We start from the raw sequence: 13,664 nt of genomic DNA, 5'->3' as shown, positions 1-13,664 counted from the left end.
TATTTACATTATTTTATAATCTACTAAACTACTGTATTGAAAGGTATATGATGGAAACTAAAAAATATATAATTAAAACATATGGTTGTCAAATGAATGAGCATGACTCTGAAAGAATGTCATATATGCTTCATAATTTAAACTATATAGAGACAGACAAATACGATGATGCTGATTTAATCATATACAATACATGCATTATTCGAGAAAATGCAGAATTAAAAGTCTATGGTCATGTGGGAGCTATGAAAGCTCTAAAAGAAAAAAATCCGAATCTAATTATTGCTGTGTGTGGATGTATGATGCAGATTGATGAAGCCAGGGAAGTTATTAGAGACAAATTCAAACATGTTGATATAGTATTCGGAACAAAAAATCTTTCATCGCTGCCGTATTTATTAAATCAGTATTTAACATATAACGAAAGAGTTATCGATGTTGAAGATGTAGATGATATAGATGAACTTCAAAAAGCTATAAGAAAAGACAAGCATTCTGCTTATATAAATATAATCTATGGATGTGATAATTTCTGCAGCTATTGTATAGTTCCTTATACCAGGGGAAGGGAAAGCAGTAGAAGTGAATCGAGCATCCTAAAAGAAATAACACAACTAGGAGAAGAAGGATACAAGGAAATTACCCTACTTGGACAAAATGTTAATTCGTATGGTAAGAATTTACATCCATGTACAAACTTTCCCTCACTATTAACCAATATAAGTAAAATTGACAGTATTGAAAGAATAAGATTTATGACCAGTCATCCTAAAGATTTAAGTGATGAATTAATAGAAATCATGAAAAATACAGAGAAGATATGTAAGCATATTCATCTGCCTCTTCAATCGGGATCGACTAGAATCCTAAAAGAAATGAATCGAAAATATACTGCTGAACAGTATCTAGAAAAAATAGTTAAACTTAGGGAAGCTATTCCTGATATAGCAATTACTACAGATTTGATAATCGGTTTTCCTGGAGAAACAGATGAAGATTTCAATGATACTATGAATATGATTGAAAAAGTTCGTTTCGATCAAGCATTTATGTTTAAATATTCCAGAAGAATAGGAACCACAGCAGCAAAAATGAATAACCAAGTAGATAAGGATATTACCTCAGAGAGATTCCAAAAACTTTTGGATAGAGTTAATGACATTTGCTACGAGAAGAACTCTGAGTATCTAAATACAGTTCAAAAAGTGCTCGTAGAAGGCACGAGTAAAAATGATACATCTACATTAACCGGACGTACTGACACCAATCGTATAGTTCATTTTAAAGGTCAGGAATCCTATATTGGAGAAATTGTCAATGTCAAAATTACTGATTATAACTCTTTTGCCTTGGAGGGAGAGCTAATTGAATAATATTGACAGATCTAAGTTAACACCGATGATGCAACAATATTTTGATATAAAAGAAAGATTTCAAGATTCCATACTACTATTTAGACTTGGTGATTTTTATGAAATGTTCTTTGATGATGCTCTTACAGCGTCCAAAGTACTGGATATTGTTCTTACTAAAAGAGATTGCGGTCTAGAGGAAAAAGCTCCTATGTGTGGAATTCCTCATCATGTAGCAGATGTTTATATAAATAGACTGGTATCCAATGGTCTAAAAGTTGCATTATGTGAACAGATCGAAGATCCCAGTCTAGCAAAAGGCATTGTAGATAGAGATGTTGTTAGAGTAATTTCGCCAGGAACTATAATAGACAGTGAAATGTTTTCAAAAGAAAACAATTTTTTGATGTGCATATTATTAGATGAGCTCGGCTTAGGTATATCCTATATAGATATTTCAACCGGAGAAGTAAAGTTCACCGAGCTTTATACCGATAAAAATGATATTGTGAATTATCTGGAAAATGAAATCACAAAGGTTAATCCAACAGAAATTATAATCAATGAAGATTCAAAATTAAATAATAATATAGTTAAGTTATTGTCCTCACTACAAGGAATTTTTCTGACATATTATAAGCTGGACTTAAAGTCGCCTGAGGACTATCATAATAAATTAGTCAAATATTTCAAAAAAAGCGTCGTCGAGTCTAAATTTAAAAACAAGCCATTTGCAACTATAAGCATGACTATTCTGCTTGATTATGTATACAAATATCAAAAAAACGAATTGGCGCATATAAATGATCCAATATTTATAAAACCTCAAGACTACTTGGCTATAGATGCCAGAAGCAGATTTAATTTAGAGATCTCTCAAAATCGTACTGACGGTGATTACAGTCTGATTAAAGTATTGGACAAAACCTCAACTCCAATGGGATTGAGAATGCTTAAATCTTGGGTTGAAAATCCACTATTGGATATCTCCAAGATTTTAAAAAGACAAGATGTAATAGATGCTTTCTTAGAAGATCAAAACCTTGCCAATAGATTAGATCTTGTTTTAAAAAACATTTACGATATAGAAAGATTAATAGGTAAACTATCGTTCTCTAGAGCTAATGCAAAAGATTTAATTGCATTAAAGTTATCTATAGAACATTTGCCTATACTGAGAAAATTGTTGATGGAATCAACTATGAAGATTTTAAAATCACATGGAGATACTATCGATGAATTAACTGACATATTTACACTAATATCCGAGTCTATAATTGACGATCCACCTACAAGTATTAAAGAAGGTGGGATGATAAAAGAAGGTTATTCTAAAGAACTGGATGAAATGAGATATACCAGTATCAAGGGTAAAGAAAGATTAGTTCAATATGAGATGGAACAAAAAGAAGATACCGGAATTAGAAGTCTTAAGATAGTATTCAATAAGAAAACCGGTTACTTTATTGATGTTACAAAATCAAATTCCAATCTCGTTCCTGAGAATTACCACAAAGTACAGACTCTTACAAACTCTGAAAGATATACTACCAATGAACTCAAAGTCATAGAAAGTATGATTTTTACAAGTGAAGAAGATACTATAATCCTTGAGGAGAAGATATTTAACGATATTAGAGAGAAAATACTACTTTCTTTATTGAGGATACAAAATGTCTGTCACCAAATCGCGATTATAGATGCACTTTTATCACTGGCTATCATAGCTAAAACAAACAATTATGTTAAACCTAGCTTTAATAATAGCAATACAATCAATATTTTAAAGGGTAGACACCCGATAATCGAGACAATAATTGGAGATTTAAACTTCATACCTAATGATGTGGAAATTGGTGCTGAAGACAATCTCATTCAAATAATAACCGGTCCAAATATGTCCGGAAAATCAACATACCTTAGACAAATTGCGCTTATTGTTATAATGGCTCAGATAGGTTCTTTTGTACCAGCGGAAAGTGCGGATCTGTGTATTGTTGATAAGATATTTACTAGAATCGGCGCTTCAGACAATATCCTCTTTGGTGACAGTACATTTATGGTTGAGATGAAGGAGATGTCGTATATTCTTCAAAATGCAACAAAGAAAAGTTTGATTTTACTTGATGAAGTAGGTAGAGGAACAAGTACATTCGATGGTTTGAGTATAGCATGGGCAATCGTTGAGCATCTAGCTTCTAAAATTAAATCAAAAACACTATTTGCAACTCATTACCAAGAATTAACCCAATTGGACGAAAAATTGTCGCAAGTAAAAAACTTAAGTGTACAAGTCGAAGAAGGAATAGACGGTATAATCTTCCTTCATAAAATAATAAAGGGAAGTTCTAGTCGTAGTTTCGGCATTGAAGTAGCTAGACTGGCTGGATTTCCGGAGACAATCACCAATAGAGCTAAAACTGTATTAAAATCAATTGAAAAGACAAGTTCTTTTGAAATCAATAAAAACAAACTGGACAGCGTACAGGTTGATTTTTCAAGCTACCAGAAAGATGCATTTATAAAATCTATATCTGCTATAGATATAGATCATATATCGCCGATTGACGCTCTAAATAAACTATCTCAAATTATAGACGAATCCAAACTTATTGGAGATGATTTAAATGATTAAATTATTAGATAATGAAACAGTTCAAAAAATTGCAGCCGGAGAAGTCATTGAAAGACCTTCTTCAATAGTGAAGGAATTGGTTGAAAACTCTATTGATGCAGGAGCTAGAAACATTTTGGTAGAGATTAAAAATGGTGGCATAGATAGTATTATAGTCTCGGATGATGGTTATGGTATACCGGAAGATCAAATAGAGCTTGCTTTTAAAAGACATGCAACTTCTAAAATCAATTCTTTTAATGACTTATATAATACTACTTCCATGGGCTTTAGAGGTGAAGCACTGGCCTCTGTTGTAGCTGCTGCAGATGTTGAAATAAAAACCAGAACCGAGGAAGAACAACTTGGAACTAAAGTCGTATTTAAGAACTCTAATATCGTATCCAAAAATAAAATAGCTATGAACAGAGGTACGATTATTAGCGTTTTAAACTTGTTTGAAAGTATCCCTGTCAGGAGAAAGTTTTTAAAATCTGCGGTAGCCGAAGCAAACAGCATAAATGATCTTATGTCTAAACTCGCACTGGGTAATAGAAATATCTCTATCAAGTATATTAGAGATTCGAAAATCATCTTTCATACCATACCTTCCGGCAATCATCTTGCTTCGATTTCAGATGTACTTGGTGGTAATTTTACAGAAAGTTTTGTTGAAATCAACGGGAGAACAGATAATTATACTTATACCGGATTTGTTACTGATAATAGATACTACAGAGGGAATAGAGCCCTTCAATACATCTACGTTAATGGTAGATATATTGAAGAAAACGAAATCAGTAGAACTATTGAAAAACAATATCGTCACCTAATACCTAATGGTAAATTTCCTGCTTTTCAATTGTTTATTGAAACAAATCCCAATAATATTGACGTCAATGTGCATCCTAATAAACAAATCATCAAGTTTAGACAAATCGATGAACTATTATCTCAATTAGAACTATCGGTTAAAGAGGCACTGATTCCTAAACAGCTTAAACAAGTTACTGGCTTTCAAAAAAACACTGCTCAGAAAACTGAACTATTTAGTGATTATAGTAAAGTTGACAAATACAAGGACCTTTTAGATAAATATAATAAAGAGGATAAATTCTATATAGAAGAAAATAATTACGATAACGAGCTACCACAGGATGAAGATTTAGATGAAATTCAAGTAGAAGAAGTTGTCCTTGATTTAGAAGCAAGTCAGGAAACAGTTACCGAAGAGTACCCAATTGAAGTAACAATAGAACAAATAGATATTATTAGTAATATAGACAGCGAAACAACGGATATCCCTTTTAATGAAGATTTAAATAATCTGAACTACAAAGGCACTATTTTTGATACCTATCTCTTATTTGAAAATTATAATACCAAGTCACTGATTATTATGGATCAACATGCAGCACATGAGAGAGTTATGTACGAAAAATTATTGTGTGAAATAAATCAAAACTCAGTAGACAGACAACCTCTACTCACACCGATAATGCTAAATATTACTTCATCCGACTATGATTTATTCTCGGAATTTGCAAGTGAATTTGAAAAGACGGGTTTTTTTATCGATGCTATGGGAACCGGTACAATTCTTATAAGAGAGGTTCCTATTCTAGGTGTAGACGTCGATTATAAGAGATTGTTTACGGATATTATTGATGCTTTGAGATCTGAGAAAACTGCAAATTCACAGTATATTTTAGAAATCATCATAAAAAAATCATGTAAAACAGCTATAAAATCAGGTGATAGGATATCTAAAGAAGAAGTTGAGATGCTGATAGAACTCTTGAGTAAATGCGATAATCCTCTTAGTTGTCCTCATGGAAGGCCAACTTATATCGTATATTCTCAAAACTTGTTGGAGAAGGAGTTTTCCAGAATAAAATGAAAGATACCAATAAGTTAATTATAATAACCGGACCTACTGGAATAGGAAAAACTACATTAAGTATAGAGCTTGCAAAGATATTAGATACGGAAATAATATCTGCTGATTCCATGCAGATTTATAAATACATGGATATTGGAACGGGAAAAGTTACAGAAGAAGAATCTCAAGGTATAAAACACCATCTGCTTGACATAGTTTATCCAAATGAAGATTATACAGTTGACGATTATAAAAAAGATGCAAGTAGTATTGTTGAATCGATAAACCTAAATAAAAATATCCCAATTATAGTCGGTGGAACGGGTTTATATATAGAGTCTTTGATTTACAAACTCAATTTTAATATAGCGAAGCCAAATCAGCATTTAAGAGATTATTATAATAATTTGTCCCTAAAGCATGGTCCCGGTTATCTTCATAATATCCTTTCAAAAGTGGATCCTATCAGTGCGGATAGAATCCATCCAAACCAAGAAGTACGTATTATAAGAGCACTGGAAGTTTTCGACCAAACCTCTAAACCTTTTTCTTCATATAATGATTATAACAGAGAGTACCATGATAATCTTTCGTTTAAATACATTGTATTAAATAGAGATCGAGAAGAACTTTACGAAAGAATTAATAAAAGAATAGATATAATGCTTAGTAATGGACTTGTTGACGAAGTTAAGGACTTATTGGATAAGGGTTATAGTAAAGACCTAACTTCAATGCAAGGGATAGGATATAAGGAAATAGTATCCTATATTGAAAATGAACTAAATTATGATGAGGCTGTAGATCTCTTAAAAAGAAATTCCAGAAGATATGCTAAAAGACAATTGACCTGGTTTAGAAGAGAGCCTTCAAAAATCATTCTTGATATAGAAAGAAATGATAATCTTGATGCAATAATCAATAAATGTTTAAAAATGATTAAAGGAGATTAAATGAACCCATTTAAATCAAACTACTGGTCATATATTAACACGGCCGAATCAGAGCTGCTAGACCAGTTTAAAAAAATGAATAATGTACGCGAATACAATCAAGCAAAAATACTAGAAGCAATGCAATCCGTTAAACTTTCACATGCCGATTTTCACTGGAATACCGGTTATGGTTATGGAGATGCGGGAAGGGAAAAAGTTGAAAGTATTTATGCCAAGATTTTTAATACTGAAGACGCTCTTGTAAGGCCATCTATTGCATCAGGTACTCATGCACTTTCTCTTGTACTGGATGCACTTCTTCTATCCGGAGATAAAATGCTTTCTTTGTCAGATAAACCGTATGATACCTTACAAAAAGTTATAGGAATAACCGGTTCTGAGCCCGGTAATCTTATGGAAAAAGGCGTAATATATAGTGATATACCGTTAAAAAACGGAATGCTCGATATAGAATCCATAAATACTAAGCTCTTAGACAATGTCAAACTTGTTCTAATCCAGAGATCTATGGGATACACTGACAGAGCTGCCTTAACTATCTCTAATATCAAAGAAGCAATTGAAAAAGTTAAGATATATAGTCCAAATACAATAGTAATGGTAGACAATTGTTATGGTGAGTTTACTTCTTATGATGAGCCCTCTGATGTTGGTGCAGATATCACTGTAGGAAGTCTAATCAAAAATCCCGGAGGTGGCATTGCGCTATCAGGAGGATACTTGGTTGGAAAAAGCGAACTAATCGAAAGATGTGCAAATAAGCTTACTGCACCCGGTTTAGGGAAAGACTGTGGTTTGACATTCGGTACAACCAGAACAACCTTACAAGGTCTTTTTTTAGCTCCTATTGTTGTTAATAATGCAGTAAAGGCAGCTTCACTTTTCGGATATGTATTTAAAAAACTGGGTTATGCTATCGTCCCTGAAATAAATCAAGAAAGGTCCGATATAGTACAAGGAATAATCTTTAACGATCCTGAAAAAGTAATTACTTTCTGTCAGGCAGTTCAAAAAGCTGCTGCTGTAGACTCTCATGTAACACCATATCCTTGGAGTATGCCTGGGTATGAAGATGAGGTCATAATGGCGGCAGGAGGCTTTATAGACGGCTCTTCTATTGAAATTAGCGCCGATGGACCACTAAGAGAACCATATATTGCATTTTATCAAGGTGGACTTTCTTATGACCAGTGTAAATTTGCACTCGTTCATGTATTGGAAGATTTTGAATCAAAAGGTTTCTTATAAAAAAATCTCTTCTTTTATCAATTGATAGAAGAAGAGATTTTTATTAAATATTAAATCTATAAAGAGCAATTACCTTTCCGAGTATAGTTACATCTTGTACGATTATTGGTTCCATGCTTGAATTTTCAGGTTTTAAAACTATATGATCATCTTTTTTAAAATACCTTTTTACAGTTGCCGAATCATCTAGTAGTGCGACCACGATATCTCCGTTTTTTGCATAGTTTTGTTGTCTGACGACTATCTGATCTCCATCTAATATGCCTGCTTCAATCATCGATTCACCGGATACATTTAATATAAATACATCAGAACCTTCGGTGTATTCTAACGGAATAGGGAAGGTGTCCTCTATATGCTCTATGGCCAAAATCGGTTCTCCGGCAGTTACTCTACCTACAATTGGTACATCCATTGTTTTTTTAGGTAAAAACTCATAATCACCTTCAAATCTCAAAATTTCTATTGCTCTATTTTTTGAATCAGCCTTTCTTATATATCCTTTGCTTGCGAGTATATTGATGTGATTATGAACGGTAGATGTACTTCTTATACCAAGACCGGTTGCAATTTCCCTTACGGAAGGTGGAAATCCGGTTTCAGCAATCTTATACTTAATAAATTTAAATATATCGATTTGTATATCTTTTAGATCTGAATACACAAAAAAACCTCCTTTTAGTTTATATTTATCACTAAATTAATCTAATATTCATGTCGTTACAGTTATCTTATCATAATCCAAACAAATATTCAAACAAATGTTCTATTTTTCTTGACACCGAACAAACATTCGTGTATACTATACTTAACGAACAGATGTTCTTAAAATAGGAGGTAGGGCATGACTAAAAAAACATATAGGATAAAGAATAGATTTAGATTTTATACTTTTTTACTGGTTTTAACAATTATTTTAGCACTTATATTTATGTTTTTCTTGCAAAATAGTGCAAAAGCCAACAAAAAAATAGATTATAATACAATTATAGTTAAGTCCGGAGATACTCTTTGGGACATCGCAAAATCTGAAAATTTCAATATAGATATTCGCGAATATATTTATCAAATCAGAAAGATTAACAATCTAAGTGATGCAAATCTAATTCCCGGTCAAAGTTTAATACTCCCGGTAATAGAATAAAAAGACAGTGGTTTATACCATTGTCTTTTTTTATAACAAATTATTAAGCGGATTCTTTTTAACTGCATTCTTTAATGTCTCATCATCTAAGTGAGTATAAATCTGCGTTGTTGCTACAGACTCATGTCCTAATATTTGTTGTAATGTCCGTATATCAACTTCGCCGTATTTATAGAGAAGTGTTGCAGCAGTATGTCTGAGTTTGTGCACTGAGTATAATCTAGGATCCAGACCAATTTCCGTAATGTATTTTTCTATCCTGTACTGAACAGCTCTCGTACTAATTCTTTTTTCCCTTTTACTTAAAAATAATGCAGGTTCGTCTTTAACCTTTGGTCTTACAGCGATATACTGATTAACAGCTACAATACAGGCTCTATTTAAATAAACAGTACGTTCTTTGTTGCCTTTACCGATTACTGTTAGGATATCATTTTTAACACTATCTATATTTATACCTACGAGTTCAGATAGTCTTATCCCACAATTAAGAAATATAACTATCATACAATAATCTCGTCTCATGATAAAATCATTTTTTTGTTTCCTAACTTGATCTAGTAGTCTTCTGGATTCATCTAAAGTTAAATATACCGGATTTCTTATGCTTTGTTTTGGTAATTCGAGTTTTTCTGTAGGATTTACCGAAATTTGGTCTGTTTTCACATATAGAAACTCATAAAACGACTTTAAAGCCGATACTTTGCGTGCACGCGTCCTAGGAGCGTTGTCACGGCGTTTATCGAGGTATGATAGGTAAGAATATAGGTCAGTTATCGAAATGCGCTCTATGAAGGTCTTATCGACGTCGGAAATTTCGATTTCTTCTAAATTTTCTAAATCACCATAACTCAGACCGTTAAATCTAGTTTTCATGTATTTGAGGAAGATGGAAATGTCATAGCCGTATTCTTTTATAGTTAAATCTGAAGAACCTTTTATTGTTTTCATATAATCCAGAAAATCCGATAATATAATTGGGTGGACCATGGTTTTTTACCTCCTCATTTTATTTTAATCATTATTGCACAAAATTATTATTTTGTGCAATGTTTTATATTGCTATAATATCATAGATTTCTCTCTCCTGTCAAATCATTTCTACTTATTTTTGCCAAAATAAAAAAAGACGGATAAACCGTCTTTAGTTTTTATTTTGCATAATCAATTGCTCTTGTTTCTCTTATGACATTTACTTTAATATTGCCAGGATATTCTAATTCTTCTTCAATTCTTTTTGCTATATCTCTTGCAGTTAAAACCATTTGATCTTCGCTGACATCTTCCGGTTTAACCATTATTCTAAGTTCTCTACCTGCTTGGATTGCAAAAGATTTTTCTATGCCTTCAAAAGAGTTGGCAATTTCTTCAAGATTTTGAAGTCTTCTTATATAGTTTTCTAGAGACTCACGTCTAGCTCCAGGTCTCGCTGCCGAAATTGCATCAGCTGCTTGAACTATTAATGCCTCAATGGTTTCAGTTTCTACATCGCCATGATGAGCTTCTATACAATGTATAACTTCTTTAGATTCCTTATATTTCTTGGCCATCATAACACCAAGTTCAACATGAGGTCCTTCCATCTCGTGGTCTATAGCTTTTCCTAAGTCATGAAGTAAGCCGCCTCGTTTAGCAACTTTTACATCTGCCCCTAAATCAGCTGCAATCATGCCCGATAATATGGATACTTCTATGGTATGCTTAAGCACATTTTGTCCATAACTGGTTCTGTATTTAAGTCTACCCAATAGTTTTACTAACTCAGGATGTATACCGAATATACCTGTTTCATCACAAGCATCTTCACCGGCTTCTTTAATAGTAGCTTCAACTTCAGATTCTGCTTTTTTGATCATCTCTTCAATTCTAGATGGATGGATTCTTCCGTCTACAATCAGTTTTTCCAATGCCAATCTGGCAACTTCTCTACGAATCGGATCAAAACCGGATAATACAACCGCTTCCGGAGTATCATCTATGATAAGGTCTATACCTGTTAAGGTCTCAAATGCTCTAATATTACGACCTTCTCTACCGATGATTCTACCTTTCATCTCTTCATTAGGCAGAGATATTACTGTAACTGTAGATTCTGCAACATGGTCAGCTGCATATCTTTGAATTGCAGTAGAGATAATCTCCCTGGCTTTTTTCTCAGATTCCTCTTTAGTCTTAGCTTCAACTTCCTTAATAATCATAGCCGATTCGTGTATAGTATCTTTACGAACATCATTTAAAATAATTTCTTTAGCTTCATCCTTAGAAAGTTCAGCGATTCTTTCGAGTTCTTCAGCTTGTTTTTGGAACAATGCTTCATACTCTTTCTCCTTATCCGCTAACTTTTTCAATCCTTTTTCTAATTTTTCATCTTTTTTATCTAATGCTTCAGATTTTTTATCTATGGATTCTTCTTTTTGAATTACTCTTTTTTCTAATCTCTGAATTTCAGAACGTCTTTCTTTAGATTCTTTCTCTTGTTCTATTCGGAGTTTGTGAATTTCGTCTTTAGCTTCTAAAATTGCTTCTTTCTTTGAATTTTCTGCAGTTCTGTTGGCTTCATCCAATATTTGATTTGCAAGCTCTTCTGCAGTTCCAATTTTCTTTTCTGCAATATTTTTTCTATAAAAAACACCAATCACACAACCTATTACAAATGTGACAAGCGCAGCAAGAATTGTTGTTAAATAATCACCTATGATAATACACCTCCTTATTAAATTTTCAAATTACGATAAATAACTGAACATAGTTGTTCATTACTTAATTTTATCCCTTTTATTATCTTATGTCAAGATACCATCTTGATGTTTACCCATTTATCTGAGATAGTTTTGAATTTAAGAAATTGGTTTATATAATTAATTTTGTTTTATTATAAGGTAAAATCCTATTCTATAGTAATTTATTAAATAAAAAAAGACTCAATAATGAGCCTTTTTTATATTTAGGCTCTATAATTTATAGTGTTGGTGAAGAAATATTAGTTTCTTTGCTGGCACTATTTTCTTTTTAAAAAATAAAGACATAGTGACCAATTTCCTTTATAATTTAATCACTACAACAAAAAAATAAGGAGGCCACTATGTCTATTAGTAATTATATCTTAAATTTATTAGATTTAAAAGATGAAAATATTGAGATTTTTGAAAATGTCGAGAAGATTAAAAAGAAGAATATCTCTTACAATTTGATTTTTGGCCGGCTTACCTATAATGCTTCTGTTTGTCCCGTTTGTGGTAACGTGCATAGCCCAAGCATTATTAAACACGGCACTAAGTCTTCTGATATTAAACTTCTTCCTTTTAATGGCGAACCTACTTTCTTGAGACTTAAAAAGCAGAGATTTTTATGTAAGGAGTGTAATTCTACTTTTATAGCTGAAACTGATATTGTTAAAAAGAATTGTTTTATTTCTAATAGAGTAAAAGCTCATATTACAACTAATTTGACCATGAAAGTAAGTGAAAAAGATATTGCTAGTTTACATTATGTTTCTCATTCTACGGTGTCTAAATGTGTAGATCAAGCTTTTGAACAGTTTAAGCCTAATTATCAGTTTTTACCAGAACATTTATGTTTTGATGAGTTTAAATCCACAAAAACCGCTAAAGGATCTATGAGCTTTATTTTCTGTGATGCTATTACTCATGATATTATCGATATTGTTGAAAACAGGCAATTACACTATCTTAAACGCTATTTTTCTAGGTTTAGTGAATGTGCTAGAGAATCAGTTAAAAGTATATGTATAGACATGTATCAGCCATACATTAGTCTAATTTCTGATCTTTTCCCTAATGCTAAGATAGTATTTGATAAGTTCCATATAGTTAACCACTTATCTAGAGCATTGAACAAAACAAGAATAGAAGTTATGAATGGTTTTTCTAAGTATTCTATGGAATACAAAAGGTTAAAAAGGTATTGGAAGCTGATACAAAAGCCTTATTTAAAGCTTAATTCTACACGTTTTAGAAAGTGGATACATTTTGAAAGATGGAAAAGTGCTAGAGATGTAGTTATGGATAGTATTAGTGTCAACAAAACACTTCTAAATACTTATGATTGTTATCAGATTCTTTTAAAGGATGTAGAAAACGGAGATATTGCCTCCTTAAAGGCACATTTAGAATATTATTCAGATGAGGTATCAGATGCTATGAAAACTAGTATTAACACGCTTTTAAAGGACTTTGAGTACGTAAAAAATTGCTTAGAAGTGAATGTTACAAATGGATGTTTAGAAGGTATTAATAATTTTATTAAGTGTTTAAAAAGAGTTGCTTTCGGATACAGGTCGTACTATCATTTTAGGAATCGAATATTAATTTGCAAGAAAATGATAGTACCAAAAGACACTGTAAGTGTAAAAAAACGTCAGGCAGCTAACGCTGCCTGACATTAATAGTTTGTGATTAATTTATATACCAACACTATTTGACAAAGAACCATAGTTTGTGATTAATTT

The 13,664-nt window shown here is 32.2% G+C and carries 10 protein-coding genes; 7 read left to right on the top strand and 3 right to left on the bottom strand.

What is annotated here, in order from left to right:
- Positions 1-50: 50 nt before the first annotated feature.
- From miaB to VZL98_05560, 5 genes are read left to right on the top strand one after another with little or no spacing between them, the layout of a single operon-like run.
- Positions 51-1,373, top strand: coding sequence for a tRNA (N6-isopentenyl adenosine(37)-C2)-methylthiotransferase MiaB (gene miaB / locus VZL98_05580; GenBank protein WVH64400.1), 1,323 nt, complete (start codon positions 51-53; stop codon positions 1,371-1,373).
- Complete coding sequence (mutS, locus tag VZL98_05575; protein WVH64399.1) at positions 1,366-3,987, top strand: DNA mismatch repair protein MutS; 2,622 nt, start codon at positions 1,366-1,368, stop codon at positions 3,985-3,987. Before miaB ends, mutS begins: the two co-directional genes overlap by 8 nt.
- A complete protein-coding gene (gene mutL / locus VZL98_05570) occupies positions 3,980-5,866 on the top strand; it encodes a DNA mismatch repair endonuclease MutL (GenBank protein ID WVH64398.1) in 1,887 nt (628 codons plus the stop codon). Before mutS ends, mutL begins: the two co-directional genes overlap by 8 nt.
- Positions 5,863-6,801 carry a tRNA (adenosine(37)-N6)-dimethylallyltransferase MiaA gene (miaA, locus tag VZL98_05565; GenBank protein ID WVH64397.1) on the top strand — a complete coding sequence of 313 codons (939 nt, stop codon included), beginning with the start codon at positions 5,863-5,865 and terminating at the stop codon, positions 6,799-6,801. The genes mutL and miaA overlap by 4 nt, the downstream gene beginning before the upstream one ends.
- Positions 6,802-8,052 (top strand): methionine gamma-lyase family protein, encoded by a 1,251-nt coding sequence (locus VZL98_05560; protein ID WVH64396.1) that lies wholly within the window; start codon positions 6,802-6,804, stop codon positions 8,050-8,052.
- Between the two features lie 43 nt (positions 8,053-8,095).
- On the opposite strand, the gene lexA is transcribed toward VZL98_05560, so the two are convergent.
- On the bottom strand, positions 8,096-8,716 hold the full coding sequence (gene lexA, locus VZL98_05555) for a transcriptional repressor LexA (GenBank protein WVH64395.1): 621 nt from the start codon (positions 8,714-8,716) through the stop codon (positions 8,096-8,098).
- Positions 8,717-8,896: 180 nt separating this feature from the next.
- On the opposite strand from lexA, the gene VZL98_05550 reads away from it, so the two are divergent.
- Positions 8,897-9,196 carry a LysM peptidoglycan-binding domain-containing protein gene (locus VZL98_05550; GenBank protein ID WVH64394.1) on the top strand — a complete coding sequence of 100 codons (300 nt, stop codon included), beginning with the start codon at positions 8,897-8,899 and terminating at the stop codon, positions 9,194-9,196.
- A gap of 30 nt (positions 9,197-9,226) precedes the next feature.
- On the opposite strand, the gene VZL98_05545 is transcribed toward VZL98_05550, so the two are convergent.
- Positions 9,227-10,186: a tyrosine recombinase XerC gene (locus VZL98_05545; protein ID WVH64393.1), complete on the bottom strand. Its 960-nt coding sequence runs from the start codon at positions 10,184-10,186 to the stop codon at positions 9,227-9,229.
- 161 nt (positions 10,187-10,347) lie between these two features.
- On the bottom strand, positions 10,348-11,892 hold the full coding sequence (gene rny, locus VZL98_05540; protein ID WVH64542.1) for a ribonuclease Y: 1,545 nt from the start codon (positions 11,890-11,892) through the stop codon (positions 10,348-10,350).
- 386 nt (positions 11,893-12,278) lie between these two features.
- Here rny and VZL98_05535 point away from each other — a divergent pair, with 386 nt between their 5' ends.
- Positions 12,279-13,595, top strand: a complete 1,317-nt coding sequence (locus VZL98_05535; protein WVH64392.1) for an ISL3 family transposase — start codon at positions 12,279-12,281, stop codon at positions 13,593-13,595.
- Positions 13,596-13,664 lie beyond the last annotated feature (69 nt).

It is taken from the genome of Peptoniphilaceae bacterium AMB_02 (assembly GCA_036321625.1).
GTDB classification, from domain to species: Bacteria; Bacillota; Clostridia; order Tissierellales; family Peptoniphilaceae; genus Microaceticoccus; species Microaceticoccus formicicus.
The sequence above is the reverse complement of the archived record's forward strand: the minus strand, read 5'-3'. Positions and strand labels throughout refer to the sequence as shown.